At 43.5% G+C, this 26,145-nt stretch carries 26 protein-coding genes, 2 tRNA genes and 1 pseudogene; 16 read left to right on the top strand and 13 right to left on the bottom strand.

The window, feature by feature from the left end:
* Positions 1–27: 27 nt before the first annotated feature.
* The 3 genes and pseudogenes from FTW16_RS24745 to FTW16_RS11835 all read right to left on the bottom strand — a co-directional run bounded on the left by FTW16_RS24745 (position 28) and on the right by FTW16_RS11835 (position 1,978).
* Positions 28–261, bottom strand: a pseudogene (locus tag FTW16_RS24745) (hypothetical protein).
* Between the two features lie 59 nt (positions 262–320).
* Complete coding sequence (locus FTW16_RS11840) at positions 321–1,040, bottom strand: hypothetical protein (RefSeq protein WP_146491213.1); 720 nt, start codon at positions 1,038–1,040, stop codon at positions 321–323.
* Between the two features lie 98 nt (positions 1,041–1,138).
* On the bottom strand, positions 1,139–1,978 hold the full coding sequence (locus FTW16_RS11835; protein WP_017070907.1) for a LysR family transcriptional regulator: 840 nt from the start codon (positions 1,976–1,978) through the stop codon (positions 1,139–1,141).
* Between the two features lie 193 nt (positions 1,979–2,171).
* On the opposite strand from FTW16_RS11835, the gene gntH reads away from it, so the two are divergent.
* The 5 genes from gntH to FTW16_RS11810 all read left to right on the top strand — a co-directional run bounded on the left by gntH (position 2,172) and on the right by FTW16_RS11810 (position 6,273).
* Positions 2,172–3,797, top strand: coding sequence for a guanitoxin biosynthesis MBL fold metallo-hydrolase GntH (gene gntH, locus FTW16_RS11830; protein ID WP_146491212.1), 1,626 nt, complete (start codon positions 2,172–2,174; stop codon positions 3,795–3,797).
* Positions 3,798–3,920: 123 nt separating this feature from the next.
* Entirely contained in the window at positions 3,921–4,436 is a 516-nt protein-coding gene (locus tag FTW16_RS11825; RefSeq protein WP_146491211.1) for a hypothetical protein, read from the top strand.
* A 178-nt stretch (positions 4,437–4,614) separates the two neighbouring features.
* Positions 4,615–5,124, top strand: coding sequence for a hypothetical protein (locus FTW16_RS11820; RefSeq protein WP_019824100.1), 510 nt, complete (start codon positions 4,615–4,617; stop codon positions 5,122–5,124).
* A 170-nt stretch (positions 5,125–5,294) separates the two neighbouring features.
* The gene (locus FTW16_RS11815; protein ID WP_017095358.1) at positions 5,295–5,474 is read left to right on the top strand and encodes a hypothetical protein; all 180 of its coding nucleotides are present in this window, start codon (positions 5,295–5,297) and stop codon (positions 5,472–5,474) included.
* Positions 5,475–5,784: 310 nt separating this feature from the next.
* The gene (locus tag FTW16_RS11810; RefSeq protein WP_146491210.1) at positions 5,785–6,273 is read left to right on the top strand and encodes a GNAT family N-acetyltransferase; all 489 of its coding nucleotides are present in this window, start codon (positions 5,785–5,787) and stop codon (positions 6,271–6,273) included.
* Positions 6,274–6,408: 135 nt separating this feature from the next.
* Here FTW16_RS11810 and FTW16_RS11805 read toward each other — a convergent pair whose 3' ends face one another.
* Positions 6,409–6,984, bottom strand: a complete 576-nt coding sequence (locus FTW16_RS11805; protein ID WP_017059167.1) for a nucleoside triphosphate pyrophosphohydrolase family protein — start codon at positions 6,982–6,984, stop codon at positions 6,409–6,411.
* A 213-nt stretch (positions 6,985–7,197) separates the two neighbouring features.
* Here FTW16_RS11805 and FTW16_RS11800 point away from each other — a divergent pair, with 213 nt between their 5' ends.
* Entirely contained in the window at positions 7,198–8,268 is a 1,071-nt protein-coding gene (locus FTW16_RS11800; protein WP_146491209.1) for a diguanylate cyclase, read from the top strand.
* Between the two features lie 16 nt (positions 8,269–8,284).
* On the opposite strand, the gene FTW16_RS11795 is transcribed toward FTW16_RS11800, so the two are convergent.
* Both FTW16_RS11795 and FTW16_RS11790 read right to left on the bottom strand, forming a co-directional pair.
* On the bottom strand, positions 8,285–8,851 hold the full coding sequence (locus FTW16_RS11795; RefSeq protein WP_146491208.1) for a DUF1415 domain-containing protein: 567 nt from the start codon (positions 8,849–8,851) through the stop codon (positions 8,285–8,287).
* A gap of 85 nt (positions 8,852–8,936) precedes the next feature.
* Positions 8,937–10,136 (bottom strand): MFS transporter, encoded by a 1,200-nt coding sequence (locus tag FTW16_RS11790; RefSeq protein WP_146491207.1) that lies wholly within the window; start codon positions 10,134–10,136, stop codon positions 8,937–8,939.
* Positions 10,137–10,246: 110 nt separating this feature from the next.
* On the opposite strand from FTW16_RS11790, the gene FTW16_RS11785 reads away from it, so the two are divergent.
* Positions 10,247–11,119 carry a LysR family transcriptional regulator gene (locus FTW16_RS11785; protein ID WP_146491206.1) on the top strand — a complete coding sequence of 291 codons (873 nt, stop codon included), beginning with the start codon at positions 10,247–10,249 and terminating at the stop codon, positions 11,117–11,119.
* An 89-nt stretch (positions 11,120–11,208) separates the two neighbouring features.
* Here the strand turns inward: FTW16_RS11785 and FTW16_RS11780 are convergent, their stop codons facing one another.
* Complete coding sequence (locus FTW16_RS11780) at positions 11,209–11,445, bottom strand: glutaredoxin family protein (protein ID WP_016786183.1); 237 nt, start codon at positions 11,443–11,445, stop codon at positions 11,209–11,211.
* Positions 11,446–11,598: 153 nt separating this feature from the next.
* Here FTW16_RS11780 and FTW16_RS11775 point away from each other — a divergent pair, with 153 nt between their 5' ends.
* Positions 11,599–12,096 (top strand): YgjP-like metallopeptidase domain-containing protein, encoded by a 498-nt coding sequence (locus FTW16_RS11775; RefSeq protein WP_004734935.1) that lies wholly within the window; start codon positions 11,599–11,601, stop codon positions 12,094–12,096.
* 4 nt (positions 12,097–12,100) lie between these two features.
* A complete protein-coding gene (rlmF, locus tag FTW16_RS11770) occupies positions 12,101–13,402 on the top strand; it encodes a 23S rRNA (adenine(1618)-N(6))-methyltransferase RlmF (RefSeq protein WP_146491205.1) in 1,302 nt (433 codons plus the stop codon).
* A gap of 89 nt (positions 13,403–13,491) precedes the next feature.
* On the opposite strand, the gene pilW is transcribed toward rlmF, so the two are convergent.
* Positions 13,492–14,259, bottom strand: a complete 768-nt coding sequence (gene pilW / locus FTW16_RS11765; protein WP_146491204.1) for a type IV pilus biogenesis/stability protein PilW — start codon at positions 14,257–14,259, stop codon at positions 13,492–13,494.
* 168 nt (positions 14,260–14,427) lie between these two features.
* Positions 14,428–15,369 (bottom strand): homoserine O-succinyltransferase, encoded by a 942-nt coding sequence (gene metA, locus FTW16_RS11760; protein ID WP_060981869.1) that lies wholly within the window; start codon positions 15,367–15,369, stop codon positions 14,428–14,430.
* 275 nt (positions 15,370–15,644) lie between these two features.
* Here metA and FTW16_RS11755 point away from each other — a divergent pair, with 275 nt between their 5' ends.
* Positions 15,645–16,013, top strand: a complete 369-nt coding sequence (locus FTW16_RS11755) for an ATP-binding protein (RefSeq protein ID WP_146491203.1) — start codon at positions 15,645–15,647, stop codon at positions 16,011–16,013.
* 121 nt (positions 16,014–16,134) lie between these two features.
* Positions 16,135–16,557, top strand: coding sequence for a DUF3859 domain-containing protein (locus FTW16_RS11750; protein ID WP_048611912.1), 423 nt, complete (start codon positions 16,135–16,137; stop codon positions 16,555–16,557).
* A gap of 105 nt (positions 16,558–16,662) precedes the next feature.
* Here the strand turns inward: FTW16_RS11750 and FTW16_RS11745 are convergent, their stop codons facing one another.
* Entirely contained in the window at positions 16,663–17,769 is a 1,107-nt protein-coding gene (locus FTW16_RS11745) for a M20/M25/M40 family metallo-hydrolase (protein ID WP_146491202.1), read from the bottom strand.
* 258 nt (positions 17,770–18,027) lie between these two features.
* Here FTW16_RS11745 and FTW16_RS11740 point away from each other — a divergent pair, with 258 nt between their 5' ends.
* Positions 18,028–19,986, top strand: a complete 1,959-nt coding sequence (locus tag FTW16_RS11740) for a GGDEF domain-containing protein (protein ID WP_146491201.1) — start codon at positions 18,028–18,030, stop codon at positions 19,984–19,986.
* A 129-nt stretch (positions 19,987–20,115) separates the two neighbouring features.
* On the opposite strand, the gene FTW16_RS11735 is transcribed toward FTW16_RS11740, so the two are convergent.
* Positions 20,116–20,301, bottom strand: coding sequence for a hypothetical protein (locus tag FTW16_RS11735; RefSeq protein ID WP_048658547.1), 186 nt, complete (start codon positions 20,299–20,301; stop codon positions 20,116–20,118).
* 273 nt (positions 20,302–20,574) lie between these two features.
* Here FTW16_RS11735 and FTW16_RS11730 point away from each other — a divergent pair, with 273 nt between their 5' ends.
* The 4 genes from FTW16_RS11730 (at position 20,575) to FTW16_RS11715 (ending at position 23,057) form a co-directional block, all read left to right on the top strand.
* A complete protein-coding gene (locus FTW16_RS11730; protein ID WP_048658548.1) occupies positions 20,575–21,237 on the top strand; it encodes a DUF2726 domain-containing protein in 663 nt (220 codons plus the stop codon).
* A 168-nt stretch (positions 21,238–21,405) separates the two neighbouring features.
* Positions 21,406–21,482 (top strand) — tRNA-Val (locus FTW16_RS11725).
* A gap of 70 nt (positions 21,483–21,552) precedes the next feature.
* A tRNA-Val gene (locus tag FTW16_RS11720) sits at positions 21,553–21,629 on the top strand.
* A gap of 186 nt (positions 21,630–21,815) precedes the next feature.
* The gene (locus FTW16_RS11715) at positions 21,816–23,057 is read left to right on the top strand and encodes an integrase domain-containing protein (RefSeq protein ID WP_123301321.1); all 1,242 of its coding nucleotides are present in this window, start codon (positions 21,816–21,818) and stop codon (positions 23,055–23,057) included.
* 431 nt (positions 23,058–23,488) lie between these two features.
* On the opposite strand, the gene FTW16_RS11710 is transcribed toward FTW16_RS11715, so the two are convergent.
* Positions 23,489–24,895 carry a YfcC family protein gene (locus tag FTW16_RS11710; RefSeq protein WP_048611918.1) on the bottom strand — a complete coding sequence of 469 codons (1,407 nt, stop codon included), beginning with the start codon at positions 24,893–24,895 and terminating at the stop codon, positions 23,489–23,491.
* A 73-nt stretch (positions 24,896–24,968) separates the two neighbouring features.
* A complete protein-coding gene (locus FTW16_RS11705; protein ID WP_132941366.1) occupies positions 24,969–26,078 on the bottom strand; it encodes an NAD/NADP octopine/nopaline dehydrogenase family protein in 1,110 nt (369 codons plus the stop codon).
* Between the last annotated feature and the right edge of the window lie 67 nt (positions 26,079–26,145).

Here is a 26,145-nt window from a genome sequence, read left to right as displayed (position 1 = left end):
TTTTACGTTTTGTCATGTGTTGGCGATTTATTCCAGAGTAGGGTTTTCTTTAATCTCATCGTTAAGATACCCCTGACCAAAATCTGGTGTCATGAATTCGAAGAAGGAGGAGTCTAGAAATCTGGTTTCTAGATAACTCGATTCTAGATAATGGACATCTAAGTGATCAGCACTAGCGTAGGTGGGAATCGCGGAAAACTAAACGATACTGATCGCTGCAGCGATATTAATGACTTTGTTACGTTGAGGAGTCATTTTCATAGTAGTGCCCTCAAAAGGTGGGCAAATCCATCTGCCTATGAGAATTGAATCTGAGATGTTTAGAAGTCGTAAGACAAACCAAGTGTGATGATGCTGTCGTTGTCGATCGGGCCCATCGATTGGCCGTTCAAGTAAAGATCACCTTCGTTGGTGTTGAAATAAGTGTATTTCACGTAGGGTGTCCAGTCGTCGATACTCTTAGAGAGAACGACTTCGTGTTCATTGGTACGGTAGTCACCTTGATGAAAATAGACATTGTCACCGTCATGGGTAAACCCGCCATTGGATCCATCACTGTTTTCGTGAGTGTATTGGTAAGCTAAATCCCAACCGGCGAGTGAGTATCCCGCACCGGCGATGAACTTATTGGTATTAATCGTGGTGTCGCTTACATTCTCGAGTACTTGGCCTGACTGGTTATATCCCAATCCACTGAATACATTGAAATTATCGTTCACTTGATAATCGATAATACCTTCGATTAATAACTCTTCACCGTTGTCCCATTTACCGAGTTCACCGTATAGGTTGAACGTGAAGGACTCGCTGATGTGAAAGTTGTGGCCATAACCCGCAGCCAACCAACCCTGGTCATCAAAACCTATATAAACTTGTCCATTTTCTGAGGTGTCGATTAATGCGCCAGCTTCGGTGGTATAGACACCGTTATCAGCAGCATTAGAGGCAACGTTTTGTTCGATGTAAACTTGAGTCGAAGTCGCAAACGCGGCACTGCTGAGTAATGTAAGTGGTAGTGCAATAAGGTTAAGTTTGTTCATGGATTCTCCAGTGTTGTTCTATTGAATTAACTTGCTGGAGAGTATGTGATGAAACCAAATTTATATTAATAGGGTTAACTTTAGTTAAAACCTCAGTTTCATTTATGTTTTCTTAATGCCGATTTGATTGCTTCGCGGGTTTTGATGTGCTGTTCGTCGTTAGCGTAACGGCGATGATAGAGCATTCGAAACGTTATCGGTCTTAATTTGATGGGGATAGGGTGAACGCGTAAGCCAAGCGCTGGTGCAAGCATTTCTGCAAAAGAGCGAGTAGAAGCGGCGATATAATCCGTCGTGCTTGCCAAAATCAGCATGCTTGAAATTGAACTAGTTTCAATCCTGACTTTTCGCGGCTCGATATCGCTCTCGGATAAAAATTCGACCGTGTTCATGTTGGCACGTTTGATCTTGAGCGCAATATGCTCCTCTTGGAAATACTCTTCTTTACTTAGTGTCTCACCAATTCGAGGGTGGTTGATTCGAGTCAGACACACGGGTTCCTCATCGACGATGGTTTCTTCAATCAATGAGTGTTTCTTACTCGAAAGTACATCAATGACGATATCCACTTTTTGTGCAGTAAGCGCATCAAACAGTTCTTCCTCTTCGAGCGGCGCTTCCGTAAAGCTTACGCCTTCAACCTGGCTAACGAAATGAAGCAAGCTCTCTGTGCAATAGACTTTAAGGTCATTCTTTTGCTGCTCAACCGTTCCAATGATGTTCAATGGGTCTTCTATCTTATTAGCGAGTGATACCGCTGCTCCAGTGGGCGCGATACCTCGTCCTTCTCTCACAAATAAAGCCTTGCCCACGACACCTTCGAGTCTCTTAATAGCCGCACTTACCGCGGGTTGAGAAATATCGAGCTGCTCTGATGCCACGGTGATAGAGCTGTGTTTGTAAACGGCCAAAAATGTCGTCAGTAGATTAAGATCCAAATTCAGTTCCCTCTATTCTTATTGCCACTTATCCAAATCATGGTGGAGTCGTTATTAACTCATAAATGAAATGGAGGTTTTAAGTAAAGTTTACACTATATATCAAGGTTCTGTTTATTAATAAACTTGTTTGCATCGGAGTGAGGAAGGAACTTCATTCATTTACTAAATACTCAGACCGATAGGTGAAACTATGAGAACTTTCGCAAAATTATCAATCATCTCTACAGCAATGATCATCACGACAACCGCTTTTGCTGCTGACCCAATGATGCAATACAACACCAAGCAGACTAACTCTGATATTCAAAAACTCGAGAAATTTGAATATCACGAGGGTGAAACCCTTGAAGAGTATCTGAGCACTCAACCTAAGGGGAACTTGTACTCTTCAGAAGAAGAAGTGCTTTCTGTGTTAATGGGCGGTGTAAACAATGGTGACTATCGCAAAGAAACCAATTCAGGTTGGAAAGAAGGCCTGATGTTTGAGGGCATTGCACCTTATGGCGATCACATGGTGTCGGGCGCAAACTGGTTCCCACGCACTGAAGAAGTTCAACCGGATGAAATGCGTGTCACGTTCATGGGGACATCACCAATGATTCGCCCGGGGCAAGCAAACACCTCGATATACGTCGAATTGGGTAACGGCTCTAACTTTGTCTTTGATTTAGGTGAAGGATCAATTGCGAACTACGTAGCGGCGGGTGTCGCGATGAATGAACTCGACCATATCTTCATTACTCACTTACACGTAGACCATTACGGCTCGTTACCTTACCTGTATCAATTTGGTGGTTGGAATGGTCGCTGGGAAAAGCCGCTTAACATTTATGGTCCGAGTGGTGCGACTCCAGAATATGGCACTCGTCATATGATTGAAGGCATGCAGCAAATGTTGAACTGGCACACCGATGCATTTGATGTGTTCCCATCAGGCAACGACATAGTGGTACATGAGTTTGATTTCCGCGACGACGGAGGCGTTATCTATGACCAAGACAATGTGGAAGTGATTCACTGGCGACGCAGTCACGCAAAAGATGGCGCGTCTGGCTATCGCTTAAATTGGACTCAAGATGACGGTCGAGTACTTTCGTTTGTTTGGACAGGAGACGGTCGCCCAACCGAGTTGGATTTGAAATACGCAAAAGGCGCAGACTTGTTCATTACTGAGCTGCAAACCGAAACGTTTGGTGTGTCTTCGATTATTCAAGGTGTGCCGCCATTCTTAGCACGTTACACCGTTGATACTCACCATACACCAGCGTACGCGGCGGGTTATGTGGCGAATGAAGTACAACCGCGTTTGTTCATGACAACGCACATGACATTCGACCCATATCTTAATGAGGAAACCGTTGCAGAGGTTCGCCACCATTGGCAAGGGCCTTACCACTTCGGTGCGCCAGATGGCATTGTCGTTAACATGACTAAAGATAATGCGTGGGTTCGTGAAGGTATTTTACCTGATTTCCCGAATGCGCGAGCGCCACAATTTGATATGGCCGATGGGTCTGACTTTAGAATCCCGCTGCCGAAAAACAGCCGTGAAGACATACAAGAGCAAGAGATTCGTGATTTAGAGTTGGATCCAAAACTGTACTACCCAGAAGGCTACCACCCAGAGCTGTTAACTGAATGGCCAGTCGACCGTGACATCGTGATCCCAGCTGAACAAGTACCAGAAGCAATGAAGCAAGGTATGAACACCAAGCAAGAATACATGGATAGAGTGCGTGCTCACCACAACCTCGAGCGCAAGTCGGTAAGTCGTCCAACTGAGCCTGGTGAAGGAGCAGGAACCGATAACCCATAGGGTATTTGTAGTGAGGGCTGATGTGCCCTCACATCCTAAAAACTTAGGAAGCAGCTCACTCTCTTACACAATCATAAAAATCATTGCTAGCAACATCTTTGCTTAGAATATCTGGAGTTCATTATGAAAAAATCAATTTTAGCGGTCGTTATCCTTTCTTTAGTGGCAGGGTCTGTTTTCGCTAACGGACAATCAAATGCTCACAACTATCAACCTGGTGCGACGAATAACTCAGAACGATTAGCGGACATTGATCCTAACTACGAACTGACCTTACCTTCAGAAAAAGAAGGCTACACCATGTACGACAACCAATACATGTCAGATGGCGGCACCTACACAACGTACGTCAAACCGAACCCTTCCGATGCAATGCATGTTGCCGATGAAGGCTCACTAAAAATAACGCACGGTGAAGGTGGCGGCATTATGACGGAATACACAATAAAGGATGGCCAACACGCTTTTTCTGTTATGTGTGGATACACCTCGGGTCCTTCATTCTGGGCTGACGGAAAATCAGCGAAGGTATGCGAAGAGGCACAAGCATTAGCGCTTGCATTGGAAGCCAAGGGGGAGTGGGAGATGAAGCAGATGGCTTACACCATCGCGCCAGTAAGAATCGTGGTTGATAAGTGATTCTTGTCTCCAGAACGCTCGTTATATCGAGCCTCGTTATCTAATCATATTGATTATTTGTCGTGAGATGAAGAGGGGCTCAGGCTGAAATATTCCTGATGTTCCCATCCGCTCATCTCACCAGAAGTTAAGCCAAACAACTAATCAAATTGTTCGCTCAAATTTAGAAGGTCTATCCATGAATAACACTATTAAATTATTGGCTATCGCATGTGTTTTACTTACTCCAATGCTTGTCGCGGCTGCCGAACATAATCACAGTCACAATCATTTCAACCCTGCACTAGAGAAACTTGGTGATGATATTATTGGCCTAACCGTGTGTTACAAAAATGGTTATCTCTCTGATGAAAACCAAGAACCTGCTTTCATGAACCTTATCAACCACGCCAATGTGGAAGGAGAGGAGTTAGGGATGTTCTACATGGACAAGTTGGGCCCTAAAGCCGAGCAAATCATGAGTGATGAAGAGGCTCGTCGCTTATGGACTGAAGATTATTGTGCTGATTTAACTGACACCTATTTGGACTCAGATAAGTTGGTTCAAAGAGCAAATGAACATCAAGGTCATTCCCACGGACACGATCATGGGCATCACCATAATCATGACCACCATGGACATGGCGACTTGACACCAGAGGTACTTGAGCAAGATATCGAACGAGGTCGTTTACTCAGTATCAACTAAGCCCAATAAGATTAGCGTACTTACTTTGTTACCTCTTGGCACAAAATGGTAAGACTCGAATCGAGCGAATGACTAGAATTATCTCAAACGAAACAAGTGAATTAGGGCGGATTCTAGTCACTTTATCTTATTCGAATGGATGCTTTGAAAGCTCGAAAGAGGATTATTTTATGTACGAACTAACACTGATTCTAAGCCTAATGATGGGTGGCGCTGACAGCACAGCAGAAATGGAAGTTAACACCCAATTTACGACTCTTGAGCAATGTAATGAAGAAGGCGCAGCGCTAGCTGAGAAGCTAAATGCAACAGACCTTAAAGTCATGCAAGTTCAATGTGAGCGTGATTAACTAGATCAAGATGAACTAGTTCATGATTAACCAGAACAGAATTCGTTAGATCATGATGAACCAAAGCTAACTAACACCATAGATTTGTCGGTGTGGGCACACCCGAGATGCCCATATCGAATTACCTCCAGTTTAACTAACCTTGATTCCTCAAATGTACTTCTTCAGATCATCCACATACATTCCCCACATCAGCCCCAATAAAAACAATTTCATCTAACCTATTGTTAATTATTTACTATTTGATAGTGTGTCTAGGTGCACATTAAGGATGTGTTTCATATTTAGCGAAGAAATATTAGGAGTTGCGATGAGTATTATAGTGAGACGGTCTGAACCGTCAGATGCAAAGGGAATCAAAGAAGTTTACGAATGCACTAATGCTTATACCGGTACGCTGCAACTCCCAAATCCGTCTCTTGAAAGCTGGCAAAAACGAATCTCTAATATCCCCGACAACGTGTACTCGTATGTCGCGATGATTGACGATGAGATTGTTGGCAACTTGGGAATGGAAGTGTGTGTAAACCCGAGAAGGCGTCATGTTGCTTCATTTGGTATGGGTGTTAAAGACGATGCATTAGGCAAAGGTGTCGGTAGCCAACTGCTCGCAACAGCAATCGACTTGTGTGATAACTGGATTAACATCAAACGACTGGAGCTTACGGTATATACCGATAACGAAAGAGCGATCAGCCTGTATAAGAAGTTTGGTTTCGTGATTGAAGGAGAGTCCGCAGGGTTCGCTTTCAGAAATGGCGAATATGTGGCGGCTTACCACATGGCGCGACTGGTATAGCGCTCGGCTTCTAACACACGGCTACAATTAACACAGCCAAAGTTCCCTAATAGATAATAAAACGCCACGTTATTTAAACGTGGCGTTTGCTATTTTAGTCCGTTGGTCGCATTAAACAACCAGTCTTAACCTGGCTTAAGCTGTTAGAGGCTCAAGGTTTGCTGGGCGGTAATGTACTGATTTTAGTACTTTACCTTGGCGAACGGTTTTGCCTTCAGATACGAAATCTTCCGCGCACTTCGCGATGATGTACTCGCCTTTTTGAACCGCCATCAGTTTGATGTTCTGCTCAGCATAGAAAGCTTCAGTTTCTGCGTATTCTGTTTCGTTACGGCACACTTTGCTCATGTTGCTTGAGTGCACTTCATCCCAGCAAGGTAGGAAATCGATTGAGCGGTTTTTAGAAACATTCAACAGTAGGTCGATCAGGTAGCTGATTGCTAGGTTGTCTTCTACCTTAGCTTGACCAAGGTGAACCAAACGTCCCATCAAAACATAAACGCTGTCTACAATAGCGTCCGCTTGTTCGATTTTAGAGTCAGCTTCTGCAAGTTCTGTTAGTTCTTCGATCGCTAGAGAGGTGTGTAGCGTATCGCCTTTTTCGTCCATTGTTTCAGGAGCAGCAACAGGCAGATCAAAAGTGCTGCGGAACTCTTCAATGTCGCGGTAAAGGTGATCGTAGATTTCTTGGCTTAGTTGAGAAAGGTTCATATTCCTATCCATTCTGTTTCGTTAATGGGGCATTTTAACAAAGGCGGGAATAGGGTGCTAACGCAAAGTCGAAGAAGTCGACTTTTATTCATTGGACCAATGAGGTATTTTGCATACAAACCAATTGATTATTATGTTTTATTACCCTTTACTCTTCTAAATATACCAAATATTGATGTTGTCATTAAACTCGGCAGCAGTGGGATCCCGGTTATGAACCAAGCCAGTGAAAGTGAAATTGTGATACGACGCTTGTATCAAATCACCAATGATTATCGAAAGGGCTTCGATAGCCAGATCGTTCAGCTGCTTATCATGGGGCTTGAACGCTTCAATCTAGATATTGGAATCTTATCCAAAGTCGATGGTAATACTTATTTGGTTGAACACTGCGTAACACCTGAAGAGGTTGAGCTCAATAGCGGAGATACCTTCGATTATCGTTCTACCTATTGCGAAATTACTTGTAAATCGATTGGTCCTATCTGCATTGAGCATTGCGGTAAACATGATAAGTATGCGACTCACCCTGCCTACCAATCTTTTGGTTTAGAGTCTTACATTGGCATCCCGATCTTCGTTAATGATGAGCTTTATGGCACCTTAAACTTCTCAAGCCCAGCCCCTTATCACCGTGAGTTTAAAGAGTTCGATATCGACGTTATGAGGTTAATGGCTTCATGGATCGAAGTGGAACTGGTTAGAAGACAGCAAGAACGAAAGCTAAAAGAACTGAATGAGAAATTGGAGTACCAAGCACTGTATGACCCTCTGACATATTTGCCAAATAGACGTTGCTTGTTCAAAACGTTGAACGCAGAAGTGGAGCAGTTAAAAGGATCTTTAGGGAAGGGAACCTTGGCAGTTGTAGACATCGATTTCTTTAAACAGGTTAATGATACTTATGGTCACCAAATGGGTGATGTTGTATTAAAGAAAGTGGCAAGCGTACTGAACAATAATACCCAAGAAGGTGAGTTTGTGGCGCGTTTTGGTGGTGAGGAATTCATTCTTTGGTATCCAAATAAAACACCAAGTTGTGTTGAAGATAAGTTCATGATTCTTTTGCAAGAGATGAAGAAAATCACACTGGATAGAAAGCCTGTCACTATATCAATCGGTGCGTGTCATTTTGAGTTGAGTACAGGGGATACCAAAGGGGAAAGGATGTCGGCGTTAGATAAGCTAATCAAAGTTGCCGATGAATGTCTGTACATTGCGAAACAGAATGGACGAGATCAGTTTATTTCTCGTCCATATCATCAAGAGCGCTCAGGAATATGAGCCAGCATGTTAGAGATTAACTGAACAGGTAAGGGAATAGCTTACGACGTTCTTCCGGCGTTAAAGACTCAACTCTCGCGATGTTGGTATCAGGAATCGCTTCAGGGTTAGGGTAGTGATTCAACACCTTTTCCATGCTAGCTTCACGAATCAAATGGTAAACCGGATACGGAGAACGGTTCGTTAGGTTTTCATCGTCTTCTGGATCCGCGCCACCAAAGCAATAGTCTGGGTGGAAGGTCGCCACTTGGTAAACACCTGCCCAATCTTCTTGCTTGATCAATGCTTCAATCCAATCAATGAACATGTTGTAGTCGAAGAAATCTTGCAGCATGTTTGGCACGACAACCAGCGTTGTTTCTAACTCAGCGACTGGCGTGTTATCTAACTCTACGAAATGCGTCATGATGTTTTCCAACAACGCTTCTTCCGTATTCGCTTCACTCACAAAGATCTTAATCTGTTTATTACGTTGTGGCTTGGCTGCGAATGGACACAGGTTTAGACCAATAACGACATCATCTAACCACTGTTTTACTTGGTCGTGGATGGTTTGAAGATCTGTGCTTTGAGTGTTCGACATAACATGTTCCGAAATGAAATTTTGCGTAGGATATCAGAACGGACGTTAATCAAAAGCAATAATTGAGTTACAAACTCAGCCGTAGTTATGCTTGTGCGAGTTTGGACGCCGATACTTGTAGCTGTTTCAACTGGTAGACCCAAGCAAATATCGCGACATAGAAGATCGAGCCGCCTGCAATCACGCCATTCCAACCGAACAGTTGCCAGCAATATAAGAGTAAGAAACCACCTAAACTGCCGCCGATGTAGTAGTGGACTAAGTAAAGTGCCGTTGCTGTCGCTTTGGCGCTCGGCGCTTTTTGACTCACCCAAGAGTAGGCTAGAGTGTGGGCAAAGAACGCGCCGCCACTAATCAATAACAAGCCCGCTAACATGAACGGGACTTTGTCGACGGCAGAAACCAGCATTCCAATTAGGCTAATGCACACGCCCATCAATATTCCGTTCAAGGGATCAAAACGAAGTGTCCATTTGTTGGAGAGCTTAGAGCTTACCGTTCCGGCCAAGTAACATAGGAATATCAGTGAAGCTAAACCAACGGGCACCGAGTGAGGCGCTGATACTAGCCTAAAGCCCATTACTGAATACAGGTTTACGAACAGGGCAAAGTTAGCCCCACCAACTAACATCGCGAGCCACAAGGTACGGTTTCTTAAGTGCATCATTACAGAACGGTTATGGTGAAAGAACAGCCCTTTCTGTGGTTTGAAGTTTTGTTGGTCAGGCAGGCTATACGCAATATAGAGTGCGCCAAGCAAAGAGCCGACAACGAAAAACAAAACTGTCGCATGCCAATCGAAATAATCCGTAATCAAGCCACCCAATACACGCCCGAAGATACCGCCTAGTGAGTTAGCCGCAATATAACCACCAATCGCGACTGCGAATGCTTTGGGTGATAACTCCTCGACCATATAGGCAACCGCCACACCAGCGAATGCCGCAACAGCAATCCCCATGAGTGCTCTAGCAATAACAAGTTGCAGTAGGGTGGTTGTGAACACCATACTCAGCCCAATTAGCGGGATAGCAAATAAGCTGAACAGAATGATGGGTTTTCGACCGAAGGTTTCAGAAGCGATTGCCCAAGGCACCAAGCTGATGGAAAGCCCAAGTGTTGTCGCAGCAAACAGCCAGTTGATTTGAGTTTCAGATACTTGGAAATGCTCCGCCATGTGCGGCAAGATTGGCTGAAAGAGGTAAAGGTTACAGAAAATGATAAACGAGCCAATCGCTAATGATTGGGTGATGCGTTTGTATTGAGGACTGCCTTTATCAAACATTTACGTTGTGCCTGCACGAGTTAGTAAGCTATTTGTGAACAAGTTATCAGTACAAGTGTGATTAAAGAAATATATTAAAAATATAACCTCTATATATTAAATATATCGTCATGCTTGAATCAAAACCACTTCGACATTTTCTGGCTGTTGCGCAGTTTGGTAATTTCACTCAGGCCGCCAAAGCGCTGCATATCGCTCAACCCGCATTGAGTATCTCCATAAAAAAACTCGAACAAATGCTTGAGTTGATTCTGTTTCGTCGTGGAGATAAATCCGTCACCTTAACGGAAGAGGGAAAGGTACTGTTTGAGCATGCAAAGCGAATCGCCCAGCAGTTTGATGATGCGCAGCTTGCGATGAATGAGTTAAAGGGGTTGGAGAAAGGCGAGGTGCGGTTAGGCGCTCCAAGCATGATGGGGAGTTATTTTTTCCCGCAAGTTGTGATGGCATTTAAAAGCCAATACCCAAACCTAAAGTTGACCTTGATTGATGCCGGCACCGCATCGATTCGAGAAATGTTGTTAAACGGCGAACTCGATATCGGCGTAATCAACCATGAGAATGTCCCTGATGATCTTGAAACTGACCACCTGTTAAGCTCAGAAATGCTAGCGGTCGTTGGCAAAGATCACCCACTGGCAACGCAACCATCCATCACCTTTGAAGAGTTTTTTGCTCAAGAGCTGATCATGTTCAAATCAGGCTACTTCCACCGTGATTTTATCAATGCTACTTGCAAGAAGTACAACCTCGATATGACCATCGCGTTCGAAACCAATTTATTGCCGATGATTCTTTCTATCGTGAAGCGAGAGTTTGCCATCACCGCTTTGCTCAGTTTGGTTACAGAATACGAGGAAGACGTAGTAGGCGTGCCATTTAAAGACCCTGTGAAGCTGAACCTATCTTTGGCGTGGAGAAAAGAAGGGTATCTGTCAAAAGCAGACCGAACCTTTATCGATTTCGTTAAGCGGTATGTGTGATTTAGAATGTCATAGACAAAACAAAGCCCGAACATCCTAGGTTGGACATTCGGGCTTTGTTTGTAGAAATATAAGTCTCTTAAATCACGTTAAGTGTTCTTTGAGTTATACATCTTATCGAAGTTCTTCTGATTCCAGCCGACCATCACTTGATCGCCGATCTTAAGCACGGGGATAGAACGAGCACCCATCGCTTGTAATTCTTTACGACCACGCTGCATCTTTGCATTCGTCAGGCGGTAAACAATTTTCTTAGAGTCTAAATACCTTTGGGCATCTTTACAGTGCGGGCACTTGTCTGCGACGTACAATACAACACGTTTCATTTTTACAATCTCTTCTTGAGTCTAGCTCTTGGTGAATCTCACTAAAGTGTAACGAATCCTAGGTGATTAGCAAAGTGTGATCAGTTACACTATGCGGCTCAATTTTCAAGACCACAACGTATTGTCGTGGTGTAACTTGTACGGTCTTTCAGCATGCATCCTTCTTTACGCTATATTCAAGGCTATCCAAAGCACATACTTGATCCTGTGACGCAACTTGTTGAGTCGGGAAAATTAGTGCCGTGGTTTGAAGCTCGCTACCCAAAGAATCATGAAATAAAAAGCGAGAAAGCCCTGTTTGACTATGCGATTGAGATAAAAAATCGCTACATGAAAAAAACACCACCGATCAGCAAAGTGATTTACGACGGTAAGATACACCTAATCAACAATGCGTTGGGTCTGCATTCTTACGTTGCCAAGAATCATGGTGGAAAGATCAAATCAAAGAATGAGATTCGTATCGCCAGTGTTTTTAAAAATGCACCAGAACCTTTGCTGAGAATGCTGGTGGTACACGAACTGGCGCATATCAAAGAGAAAGAGCACGACAAAGCCTTTTACCAACTATGCTGTCACATGGAGCCGGAATATCATCAACTTGAGTTGGATGCCCGTTTATTCATGATGTATTTAGATTTAAAGAAGTAGCCCAATGAGCCAATCACAAAATAGAACGACGCTAAGCCTGTCGAAAAACAGCACTTCATCAGTAAAAACAAAAGACAATAAAAATAAAGAAGGTAGCGACAAGCGTATTTCTACAAAGAACACATCTGATAAAAGCCGCAAGAATAGTGCACCGAAAGGTGCGGGCAATAACAAAGCAAAGCGACCTTTTGCAAAAGATAGCAAAGGCAAACCGGGTTCAAATAAAGGATCATCGAACAAGGGTTCTTTCAATCAAACGGCTTTTAACAAGAACGCAGCCCAGAAAAGACGTTCGGCTGAAAAACCTCAAGGTGGGTTACACCCAAGAAACCAGCACACTGGCCGTTATGACTTTGAGTTGTTGGTTGCAGCCTTGCCCGAGCTAAAAGAGCATCTGATCAAGAACCCAGTGGGTGAAGACACCATTAATTTCTCTGATCCATTAGCCGTTAAGCTACTCAACAAAGCTTTGTTGGCGCATCACTATGGCGTTAAACATTGGGATATTCCTGCAGGTTACTTGTGTCCGCCAATTCCTGGTCGTGCAGACTACATTCACAGAGTAGCTGACATCCTTAATAGCGATGGCCAAGGCGAACCTTATAACCACGCGTCTGTGAAAGCGCTAGATATTGGTGTTGGTGCAAACTGTATTTACCCAATCATTGGTGCGACAGAGTATAAGTGGCGCTGCACGGGGACTGATGTCGACTCAGTCTCTATCAAAACAGCGAACTTCATTGCGGAAAGTAACCCTAATCTAAAAGGTAAGATCCGAGCTCGCCTACAAGCGGACTCTGAATCTATCTTTAAGGGCGTGATTAAAGATAATGAACGTTACGATGTCACTATTTGTAACCCTCCATTCCACAGCTCTCTTGAAGAAGCGAAAAAGGGGTCACAACGTAAACTGGATAATCTAGCGGCAAACCGTGCTAAGAAAGCAGGTCAGTCATTCAAGCCAGAAACGAACAAGAAGCCAGTTAAGTTAGATAAATCAACTAAGCAAGATAAACCAACCTTAAACTTTGGTGGTCAAAAAGCCGAGCTTTGGTGCCCGGGTGGCGAAGCCGCTTTCATTATGAAGATGGCAAGAGAGAGTCAACTTTTTGCTACTCAAGTCTTGTGGTTTACGACATTGATTTCTAAGAAAGATAACGTTGATATGGTTCGTTCAGAGCTTGGTAAGCTACGAGCTAAACAAGTAAAAGTCGTGGAGATGTCGCAAGGCCAGAAGGTAAGTCGCTTTATCGCATGGACCTTTATGGACGACGAGCAAAGACAAGAGTGGATTGCGCTCAAATAGCCGCTACACTTAGTTAAGATATTAAGCTGAAATTACGAACGGGCTTGTTGTTAATGCAACAAGCCCGTTTTTTGTGTTTTGCATATACGCTAAGCAGAAAGTAACTCATCTAACTTACTCTGATATTTCTGTTCTAGAGCTCTGTTACCTGCTTTGTTTTCGAGATCGACCAAGATTTGAAGCGATGGAATTTGATAGCCATAACGCTGGTGGAATTTGAATAAACGAAGTCTAGCGTCATTGTAATCGGCGTCACTCACTTCAATTTTTGATAACTGTAGTATCGATTTTACGCGATTTGGATCGTGGTCAATCGCTCTGCTGAAGTAGTACTTCGCTTGGTCTGTATTGCCGGCCTTAAAAGCACAAAACGCGGCGTTTTCATAACTTGCAGACACCAAGTAATAGTAAGGTTGGTCGATAGCGCGATTAAAGTACTTATCGGCTTGTTCGTATTCGCCTTGTTTACACAAGAATGTACCATAGTTGTTCAATACATTGCCGTTTCTTGAATCGAGACTGAGCGCTTTGCGGTAAGTGGTTCTCGCTTCGTCTACTTCGCCCACTTGTTCGTAGTAATGCGCCATTGAAAGCCGAGCACGGTAGTAGCTAGGTGCGTGTTTAATTGCGAGCTCAAGATTTTCACGCGCTCTTACCATATTGCCTTGTCCCATATAGCCTAAACCTAACTCAATTCGAGATTCAGACATCGCAATAGGGTCACTTTCAATTTTTGGTGGCCCCTCAGTAACAGAGACGCAACCAGCTAACGAAACAGAGGCGAGTAGTACTACACTTGATAGCGAAATGGGGGATAATAACGAAACGGGGTTTGAGAATAACAGCTTGGCAGGCATGTGAAGCTCCTTATGAACACCAACCCATCATATGAAATCAAACCCATTGAAGTGTTAAATCTATTATGGAATGCGACTCAACCACCATAAAAAAACGCGTCCAATTCGTCGTTTTATCAACAACCTACTGAACACGGCTTTATGTGTTTTTGAATCGGAATAAAGAACTTAATCGTCTTTAGTGAAATTTTCTTCGCTGAAATGATCCAAATCATAAGGCGTTTGTTGGTAAACGCAGTAGTTTAGCCAGTTAGAGAACAACAAGTGCCCATGACTACGCCAGCTTGCAACAGGCTTGTTGTCTGGATTGTTGTTCGGGTAGTAGTTGATCGGTATAACAGGCTCCATGCCTTCACCTAAATCACGAATGTATTCATTGTGAAGTGTATGGGAGTCGTATTCAGGGTGACCTGTTACAAACACGTTTCGCTTATCTTTGGTCGCCGCTAGATATACACCCGCAACATCAGAAGTCGCAAGAACATCAAGGTCGGTATGCTCAGCTAAGTACTCCTGAGAGAAGTCAGCATAGCGAGAGTGCGGTGCCAAGAATGTATCGTCGAAGCCACGTAAAATAGGGTGGTATGGGTTATGTATCTCGTGGTTATAAACACCAGATAGCTTCTCTTTACGCGTGCGTTTAGGCAAATCATACAATAACTTCAAACCAGCCTGAGCCGCCCAACATACGTATAGAGTTGAAGTCACGTGTTTGTTTGCCCATTCCATGATGGTTTTTAAATGATCCCAGTAGATAACATCTTCAAATTGAACCAAGCCAAGCGGCGCACCAGTGATGATCAATCCATCAAAGTTTCTTCCTTTGACCATTTCAAATTGGCGGTAGAAGTTATCAAGGTGTTCAGTCGGTGTGTTTTTACTTGGCCGGTCATCAATGCGCAGCAGCTCTACGTCCACTTGCAATGGGCTGTTTGATAGTAGGCGTAAAAATTGAGTTTCAGTTTCAATCTTTTTCGGCATTAGGTTGAGGATCAAGACTCGAAGTGGACGAATTTCCTGTGTCGATGCTCTTGATAACGGCATAACGAAGATGTTTTCTTCACGAAGAACATCAGATGCTGGCAATTGGTCTGGAATGCGAATAGGCACAGCTTTCTCCCTAAGCTAGATATGTAGACGTCTATACATCTAAATCTATAGTAGTTTGATACGCTTGTCGATATGCAAAATGGATAGATGTAAATTATTTGTGTTTTCTATCAGAAGCAATCCACGGGCTTCGAGGGAAGTCTCGTAGTAATCAGTGATTACCTGACTCTAGTGTAAGGACTTGGTTTTCGGACGCAGAGTAAAGGCAGTTATCAGAGAAACTCTTTATTATTTACGATAAACTCATGGTTTCGAATTAGCCTGTAAAGTGACAAATGAAGTTAATACTCATTCGAGGGTTGCCCGGTTCTGGCAAATCAACAAAAGCAAAAACCTACGATGCATTGCATGTTGAAGCCGATATGTATTATGTGAATGAGCAAGGTGAGTACCATTTTGACCCTAGGCAGCTGCAACAAGCACATGAGTGGTGTCAGAACACGGCTGAAAATGGTCTAAAGCAAGGCCTTGATGTCGTGGTCTCAAATACCTTCATCAAACAATGGGAAATGAAGGCTTATCGTCAACTTGCACTTAAATACAACGCTGACTTGGTGATTGAAGTTTGCCGAGAGAACTATGGCACTATTCACAATATTGAACCTTCAGTGATCAAGCGAATGGCGAAAGATTGGCAAGAATAGCCCTGTCTGTACTTTCTGCTAACAAGCATTTAGCTAGCATTTGTTTCATTAGAACTTGGCTAACGAGTCGACGTCAACAAATGATGAATATTAAGTAATACATAATTATTAGGTAATACACATGGCAAAGCGCTCTGTTGTGGTCGACATGACCTCTTATGGTATCTACTCTACATGGGATTCAAAATCTAAAGACCTCCCAAAAATCCAAGAGTTCACCACCATCGTTGATGCTGAAATCGACGTGGAGTTTGGCTATATCTTGAATATAAAAAAAGCCAAAGGCGAGAAGATTCGTTACTGCATTTATCACCCGAACATCACCACTGATAAAGGTGAGGTACTTGAACCGTTCGATGGCGAAGAGTATGTCGGCAACAACGACTGGGATTTTTACTTAGGTGACACTATTTGGGCGCCTGTCTCGAACAAGCTAGGCAAATGGCGTATGACGGTCGAGCTAAAAGGCAACATCATCGCAGATAAGACATTCGATTTAGTAGCGAAAGACGAAGGCCAGTTCTGGAAGCGTAGAGGTTTCTAGGTTCGAACTTTCAACTAAGTACAGACACAAAAAAGCCGAGTCATATGTGGACTCGGCTTTTCGTTATGAGCTAAATGGTAGTCTCCATCTAGCTCACAAGTAAGATTATTGTGTTACGTAAGCCACAACAAACTCAGTGATAGCAACCATGTCTTTCACTGCGATGTACTCTTCAGTGGTGTGTACTTTCGCCATACCAGTCGATAGGTTAACGGTTGTTAGACCTTTCGCATTGAAGTTGTTTGCATCACTACCGCCACCGGTGCGTTTGGTGTTTGCCGTTACGCCAAGCTTTTCGAACGCTGATTTGATCGAAAGAATATGCGGGTGATCGTCTGCAATAACGAATGCATCGTAAGCACGAGTTGATTCGATTTCTACTTCAGCGCCGAACTGCTTTGCGCTCTCTTCGAATGTCGAGATCATGTGTTCGACTTGCGCTGTTAGCTTTTCGCCGTTTAGGGAACGAGCTTCCGCAACCACTTTAAGCTCTGGCATTACGATGTTAGTCGCTTGACCGCCTTCAATAATACCAACGTTTGCTGTTGTTTCTTCATCAATACGAAGCAGGTTCATCTTAGTGATAGCGTCTGCTGCCACTTGAATCGCGCTGATGCCTTCTTCTGGTGCTAGACCAGCATGAGCAGGGCGACCTTTAATCTTAGCAACGATTTTCTGTTGGCCAGGTGCTGCATTTACGATAGTGCCGATCGGACCGCCCGTATCTAGTACAATAGCGTGCTCAGATTGAATGTAAGACATATCGAAGTTCAAAGAACCAAATAGACCACCTTCTTCGAATACTGTGAATGCAATTTCAATGGTTTTGTGTGCTTGGCCTTCAGCTTTGATTACGCGAATTGCTTCCATGATAGCCGCAATACCAGACTTATCATCACCACCTAGAATTGTGTTGCCTTTTGAACGAATGATGCCGTCTTCGATGATTGGCTCAATGCCGATGCCTGGCGTTACAGTGTCCATGTGGCAGCTGAACACTGTGCTGCCTGGAAGAGTGCCATCAAGACGAGCGTAAATGTTGAAACCATTAGACACTTCTTCAGGAACCGCCAGTTTGTGAACTTCAAAACCTAGTTCACCGAGTTGCTCAGCTAAAGCTTCAGCAATCGCTTTTTCGTTACGAGATTCACTATCAATTTTCACTAGATCGCAGAAATGTTCTACAAGACGTTGTTCATTAATTTGGGTCATTGTTAATTCTCATTATGCTTCCGCTTGTTCTAAAGAAGCCGCGGAGGTAGGAACAGGAAAATTACTATAACGCCAATGTGATAGATGATTGTCTGAGTTAAATCAAGAAAGTTACCTGATTATTCTATTTAATGAGAAAAACACTACTCAGATCTACCAGTGCACAGGATTTTAATCTGTATATCTGTCGGGTATAATGTTTAGCCGCTTTGTAAAACGTCGATGAAATTGGAATACAATCAATAATGGCACAGATAAATGAATAGAAACAATGTGTTAGGTTCATTCCTTCTCGTCATTCTGATGAGTGTTGTGCTTGGGCTGTATTTGCTCTATCCAACTTATGACGACGATTTAAAGCATATTCGCCCTGCAAACCCGAGTGTTTATAGTCCAGAGAAAGAGTTATTACTCTCTCAATATGGATCTGCATTGATTGATATTCTCGATATATCCCGTGGTGATCCTAATCTAGCTTCCAAACAACTCGAAGCTCTGCAAGTCAAGTTCCCAAACCAAGATAAAGCCATCTATCGTGCTTACGAATTGATGATTTTGTCGAACCTCGCCCAACACAAACTGGATACCGAAGCGGTTTCCGAATACGTCAGACAGATTAAAGCACTCGCACAACACGAACATATGGGTTGGCTAAAGGCCCAATCTCTAGTTGAGTTGGCGATCGAATACATCAGTAAGGGTGATTTAGCGGAGTCTGAAATCCAAATCAGAGCAGCGATAGATATCGCAGAATCGCTCCACTATGAAGAGTTGTTGATTAAGGCCTATAACACGGCTGGTGTCATCAACAATATCCGCAATGACTTTCCTGAAGCTCAATACTTTTTCCATAAAGGCTTAGATCTGGGCAAGAAGTACCCTCATCACATCTACAACAGCAAGTTAGTGTCTAACATGGCACTGCTTTATATCTATTTGGAAGATTGGCCTAAAGCACTTGAGCTGATTCAAAAAGCCAAAAGACTCTATTATAAGAGCGGATTACTTGAAGCGTCTACCATAGGTGTGTTGCATGTGAATGAGTCTTTTGCCTATCTGCGCAGTGGTGAGTTAGTGAAAGGCCGAGAGGCGTATCAAAGTGCTGCCAAACTCAATGGCGATAACGTGAGTGAGCGATACAAAATCATCTTGTTAAAAGCAGAGAGTGATGTGTTGTTGGCGGAAAAGAACTTTGAGTCAGCACGGCAAGTCGCAAACCTGTGCCTTAGATATCCGAGAGTGGACAGATACACACTTCAACTGGGTCAGTGTTATTTAAACAGAGCCTTAGCTAATATTGGTCTGAATCGAGACAATTTTGTCTTTGCAGATCTTAAGCGGTCGTATGCAATGTTCGACATTGTTGGCTCTCGAAGTTGGAAGGTTCTCGGTTTAAGAACACTTGCAGAATACTATGACTCGAGAGGCGACAGCGAGAACGCACTTCGCTACTTCAAACTCTACTACAAGGGTAACAAGGCACTGTTGTTTGACAAGCGTCAGAGCGATATTTTCTTGCTCGAACAAGATTTTGCTACGGCATCATTAGCTAAAGAGAATGAACTGCTAAATGCAGAGAAAGAGTTGGGTGAGCTGACCTTAGATAAGCAGCAGTTACGAAATCGAATTGTTGTCGCGTTGGGTATCATGGTGATGTTCAGCGCCGCGTTACTTTTGATAAGGTTGCGCTCCATCCAGAAGACCAACAAAGAGTTACTCAAGCAATCAACAAGATGCGAACTGACAGGCTTATACAATAGGCGTTACTTGGAACAACTGTTAACTCAGCCAATACCACACCATTTGTCGCCATTCGGGTATACGCTCGCTATTCTTGATTTGGACCGCTTCAAACAAGTTAATGACACTTATGGGCATGATATCGGCGACCAAGTGCTGGTGGAAGTCGCTAAGCGTTTGGAGAAAATATTATCAACAAATGATGTTGTGGCAAGATGGGGTGGGGAAGAGTTTGTTTTGTTGCTTGCTGGGAATCAAGAACCTGATAAAGAACTTGAGCTGATAAGGCAAGCGATCGCTGACCAACCGATTGAAACGCATTCTGGCTTACTAGAATTAACTACATCGATTGGTGCGACGACTCATCTAACGGAACAACAGTTAAATAGTCGTACCTATAAGAAACACTTAAAATCGGCAGACGACGCTTTGTATCAAGCTAAGCAGTCAGGGCGTAATAAAGTCGTTATCGTTTGAGAACCCAAACTTGGTTAATCCCCTGTAATCAGGAAACCTGAACTTCCATAACTAAGCGATAAGAGTGCTTATCTGAAATAATACAGCTATCTACTCTTATTCGCTTAATTCAGACTTTGATTTGGTGAATTATTTAGCGACACCTTGAAGCATTTCAACCAGTTCGCCTTCTGTAGAAGGTTCTCTTGCTAGTTCAATCACAGCGGAAGCGCCACCTTTTAACATGTAAGCTCGAGTTCCGCAGTGGTCATAGTGGAACCATTTGCCATCAACACATACGTCGGTATAACATCTTGGGTCTTGTTTAAGTTCCATATCAACTTCCTTATTAACATTTGCCTAACGTTTTTTAGACTAGTTGATCACAAATTCAAGTAAATTGATCTAAATCAATCTAGAGTGTAATTGATGATTTGATCATCAAAATAGGAGAGATGTGTCTAGCGCGGGAGCGAGCTCTCGGTGATTACAGCGCTCAAAGGTCGTGATTTTGGTTGGTAACTCTCGCTCTTTTGCTTGCCAGGTGGTGTATTTCTACATACGCTAGCCACTCTCTTAATCCCTATACAGACTTAATTGTGTTGGAAAATGACTAATATCTTTATCGTTGTGATTGTTCTGGTAGTGTTCTTTTACTTTATTCAAAAGTATGTAGTGAAACACGATGACACCAAAGACCATGCTTACCAGAAGAAAGGGGCGTTGATGTCGGCGCAACAGGCGACATTCTATAATGCGCTAAAATCTGCTGTGGGTAACCATGGGGAAGTGTTTGCTAAAGTCAGCATGTCGAACGTGCTTGTTCCAGCTAAGACGAATAACAAGAAGAATTGGTTTATCGCCAACAACAAGATCTCACGTAGTTACTTTGATTTTGTCGTCTGCGACCCACGAACGTTAGAACCCCGTGTGATCATCGAACTCGATAACGGTAAAGAGCTCAATAAAGGGAAAGTCGACCGCGAAAAGCTACTGATTCACGTTTGTAAATCAGCAGGCTTGCCACTGATTGGTGCATCTATTAAACACAGCTATCAAGTGAGCCGTTTGAAGAGGTTACTGGCAGCGCACATTGATTTGATCGAGCCATCCAAAGAAGTTCGATTCTGTAAAAAGTGTGGCAGCCCGATGATTATTAAACTGGCAAGCCAAGGCGATTACAAAGGCCGACGATTCTTCACTTGTAGCCGCCAGCCTAACTGTACGTATACCGAGAATTACAACGTCGTGTTCGATGTAGATGAGGAATAACGTAAAGTAACACTCAATACTTAGTGTGATGTAACTCAACTTTATTTGCGTTTCACGTCTAAAAATTCAACGTATTGGTGCGAATAAGAGCAAACGGTTGATTCAAGTGTAATTTCTACTTGCGCCGCAATAAATCAGTCGTTAATATCTTCCTCGTTCTAAAGGAATGCGTCCGTAGCTCAGTTGGTTAGAGTACCGCCTTGACATGGCGGGGGTCGGTGATTCGAGTTCACTCGGACGCACCATTCCTTCTTTAGTTTTTATTGTATAACTATTGAATTTGTCACAATGGTAGCAGTAAGAAATTAGAACATCGCCCGCTTAGCTCAGTTGGTTAGAGTACTTGCATGACATGCAAGGTGTCACTGGTTCGAGTCCAGTAGCGGGCACCAAATTCAAAAAGAAAGCCCACCTAGCGTGGGCTTTTTTGTGTCTATAATTCCTTGTTTTATCAGACTCTTAACCATTTCTTGGTCCCAAGAGATCCCGTGATGTGTTGTAAAATCCACCGTTTAAAGTAATCTCTGAAGTAGTCTTTTAAGATCTAAGCAATTTCGAGGTTACTTCAGGGGGTTACGATGGCGAAAAAGGTACAGCCTTTAACGGCTACTCAAATCAAACAAGCAAAGCCTAAAGAGAAAGAATATAATTTAGGTGACGGTGATGGATTATCATTGAAGATTAAGCCCATAGGAACAAAACTATGGCGTTTTTCATATTATCACCCCATTTCACGAAAGCGCTTGAACCTAGCCTTAGGTAAGTACCCTGATATCTCCCTAGCCAAAGCAAGAACTAAAGCGATTGAGGCAAGAGAGCTTCTTGCAGACGGTATTGATCCAAAAGAGCATCGTGATAATACGCTTAGAACAAAGCAGCTCGAGCTATCAAACACATTGCAAGCAGTATTTGATGACTGGATTGAAGTTAAGAAAACAAGCGTCAAAGAGCAAACGGCTAAGAAATTGAAGCAACGCATTGAGAAGTACCTCTTACCTGACCTAGGTAAGTTTCCCCTTGGTGATATAACAGCCCCTCAAGCGATCAAAACAATTAAACCCATTGCGAACCAAGGTAAATTAGAAACAGTAGGGCGCTTGTGTCGCAACCTCAATGAGATAATGACCTTTGCAGTAAATACCGGTGTGATTGAGCACAACAAGCTTGCAGGCATTGGTAAAGCCTTTGAAACAGCTAAGGTGACCAATCAAGCTTCGTTAACTCCTGATGAACTTCCTGAGCTCCTCAAAACAATCAACTACGCGTCAATTAAACCTATCACTCGCTGCTTGCTAGAATGGCAACTTCATACCATGACAAGACCAACTGAAACGGCCGGGGCACGTTGGGATGAAATTGATAAAGAAAAGATGCTTTGGGTTATTCCTGCTGAAAGAATGAAAAAGGGGAGAGTACATACTGTCCCTTTAACAAAACAAACTCTAGATCTATTAGAAACTATTGATTTCATCACTGGTGATAGTGAATACCTTTTCCCTGCAGACAAAAGTAACAAAAATCACATCAACAAAGAGACAGCAAATAAAGCATTAGTAAGAATGGGCATGAAGGGCAGGCAAACTTCTCACGGTTTACGCGCATTAGCTAGTACCACTCTAAATGAACAGAACTTTGACCCAGACATTATTGAAGCTGCACTTTCTCATGTAGATAGAGATAAGGTAAGAAGCGCATACAACCGTACTGATTACCTTGAGCGTCGTAAAGTTCTCATGGCGTGGTGGAGTGATCATATTGAAGGGGCTGCAACGGGAAGCTTGTCGATGAGTGGTAAAAAGAGCCTTAAGGTTGTGGGTTAGTTGTATGGGAGTGCAAAAGCAACGTATAACTTACATACTTTAACTGTACTAGCTCATACTCGTTCTGACAGCTTTGCTGACAAGTCACGATAAAGTCGTACACACATTCCGTTGGCATCGTGACTCGAAACTGGACAAAATATTCTTACATTCATCACTTAAATTAGAAAAATTCGAATAACTTTTGGTATCGGAAAATTGCTTAGTGAAGTGTCCAGTTCTACTGGAGGGAGCAGAGCACCTTAGCGCCGTTTCTCTTTCTTAAGACTGCGTTAAATCAATCTATCAGCAACTCAATATGCAATTTTGTCACTATTCATTAATGCTGAATAAACAAAGTTCACCTCTAAAGGGGATAGGATAGCCAGCCCCGAGATGAACTTTAATCTACAGCTAATTGACGTTGCTGGTGGGTGTATACTTCAGCCCGATTAGCTGATCACAACGCCAATACTTAGAAGAATCATGACCATGGTACAAAGTACGCCAAGCAATGGACCAATGAATTTTAGCCAAGATGAGTAAGCGACTCGCCCAATGGCTAGACCGCCCATCACCACGCCCGATGTCGGTGTCACAAGGTTTGGTAAACCAGAGGCAGATTGGTAGGCAGTGACAACCAGTTCACGGCCAACACCAGCAAAATCCGCGAGTGGGGCAAGAACTGGCATTGAGAGTACCGCAAGCCCTGAAGAAGAGGGAACGACCAAACACATCACGGCTTCGACCCAGTAGATAGCATTGATGAATGCGATTTCGTTTAACCCACCTAATAAGCCTTCCGCGTAATGCAAAATGGTGTGGGTTATGTTGCCGTTATCCATGACGACCACAAGGCCACGAGCAATAGCGATGATCAGGGCCACTCCCAGAAGATCGCGCGCTCCGTTTACAAAACTGTCGGTAATTTCAACTTCTGACATCCGGCCAACGAAGCCAACAAGAATGCTTGAGCCAAGAAATAGAGCGGAGAGTTCAGCCATCCACCATCCTGCTGCGGATACGCCCCACATCATAACGGCGAAAGTTAAACCGAAGATAGCCAGTACCGCTTTACGTGTGTTGTTTAGTTCTGGTGTTTCTTGCTTTTTACTGTGCAGGAAATATTCTAAGTTTGACTCTTTCTGGTGAGCGACGATTGAAAGCTCAGGGTTATTTTTCACTTTCTCTGCATAGCGCATGACATAGATAACACAAACGATCCAACCAAGAACAAGGATCACGGCACGCAGAGCAAAGCCCTCCATAAAATTGATTTCAGCTGCGTTAGAGGCAATGACAGTTGCAAAAGGGTTAATAGTAGAGCCTAAACAGCCAATACCAGCACCAACCATGATAATAGCAACGCCAACGATACTGTCGTAGCCTGCTGCGATCATTACAGGTATCAGCAGAGCGTAAAAAGGAATAGTTTCTTCCGCCATGCCGTAAACGGTACCACCCAGCGCAAACAACCCCATTAGTATAGGGATCATCCATTTCTCGCGACCTGATAGGCGTTTCATGGTTCCGGCGATGCCAGCATCAATCGCGCCGGTTTGGGTTACTACAGCCAAAAATCCACCGATAACCAATACAAATAGGGCGACGTCCACTGCACGCGCCACGTAGCTACCTGGGTCATAGAAGCCTTGAATTGGTGCCATTAAAATATCGACGATACCTTGAGGGTTTGAATCAACGGTTTGATACGTACCAACCATTGGCACCATACGGCCTAGTGTTTCATTGGTTTCCATCTGGTACTGACCGGCCGGGATAACCCAAGTTAAAATGGCCATTAGTACGGTCAGTATCATCAAAATTGTGTAGGCAGAAGGGAATTTAAATTTTGTCATTACGATGTCCTTTTATTTCTTATGGGGCCGAAGCCCCATTGGTCGGATTTAGCCCAAAAGCTGTTCCTTCACGTTAGCTAACGAATTCCATGATTTGTTGAGCGGACATATCGCCAAGTCCCATTTTTTTTAATGTTCTTCCAGATTCGAAATAATTGGTCTCGTTATACGCATTGTCGATGTGCAGACAAGATGTCACCATAGGTGTGTCAATACCGACCAGTTTACCGAGCTCGTAACAAGGGACGAGAAGGTAAGCGGCATCTTCCGTGATGTATCGGTTGCTGGCTGAGTTGGGTGCGCTGTTCAGTTTGCCGTGGGTTTCTGAAGTGCGGTTAACCTCATAAACACTTTCACATTTCATACCGTAAAGGGCATTCATTGCTTGAAGCTCAGGCAACAGTTGTAATCCTAGCGCTTTGCCTATGGATTGACGTTCTGACTCCATTACTGCTGCCGCTTTTGCTGTTGAAACTGAGCAGCAATCTTTGTAGTAATTGAATTGGCCATCGAAGTTTTCTAGTAAGCCAATATTGAGTGTTGTTAGTAATGGATGTCCGCCAAAGTTGATGTTTTCTAATCCGGCTTCAATGACATTACTAAGCCTTGTTAGAGGTAATGGCATCACAGTTTGTAAGGCTGCAATAGCCTCTTCCGTTCGATTTGCAGGATAAGCGGCGACAGGAAGGTGCTCTTTCATGCCTAAAATAGCGATCTCTGCAGGCCCAACAATTCGAGTTGCCCAGGGAATCGAGATTGCGTCAACAAAAGTGATATCTAAATGGGCAAACCCTTGTTCATTTTTAATTCGATTTAGCGCTAATGAGCCATAATTCCCTGGCATAAGCATGATAATTTGGCCATCACGTAAATGAGGCAGCATTTGAGTAAAGAGTGGCTCTTGCGCAAATGATGGAACCGGTAAGACGAGCAAGTTGGCATATGAGACTGTCTCTGCCAGATCGCGGCTGATTTTGTCACACACCTGAAAGCCACTGTAAGTCAGTTCAACGTCATTAAAGCTTTCAAGTGCACAGATCCCTCCTCGTTGTTCTATGTCTGCCAGAGGATGGTCAAAACCTGGCGAGCCATAGAGGCAGACATCAGCACCTTGTAGGGTAAAGTGATAGGCAGCTGTTAATCCAGCATTACCGGAGCCAATCACAGAGACGCGCGTTTTCATAATTTCTTCCTTATTGATTTTTGTTTTTCTGGTTGAGAGCTTAAGGAAGAAGGCATATTCGTCGCCA

Origin of the sequence: Vibrio sp. T20 (assembly GCF_007858795.1) — a bacterium.
Lineage (GTDB): Bacteria > Pseudomonadota > Gammaproteobacteria > Enterobacterales > Vibrionaceae > Vibrio > Vibrio satsumensis.
This window is presented reverse-complemented; position numbering and strand designations above follow the sequence as displayed.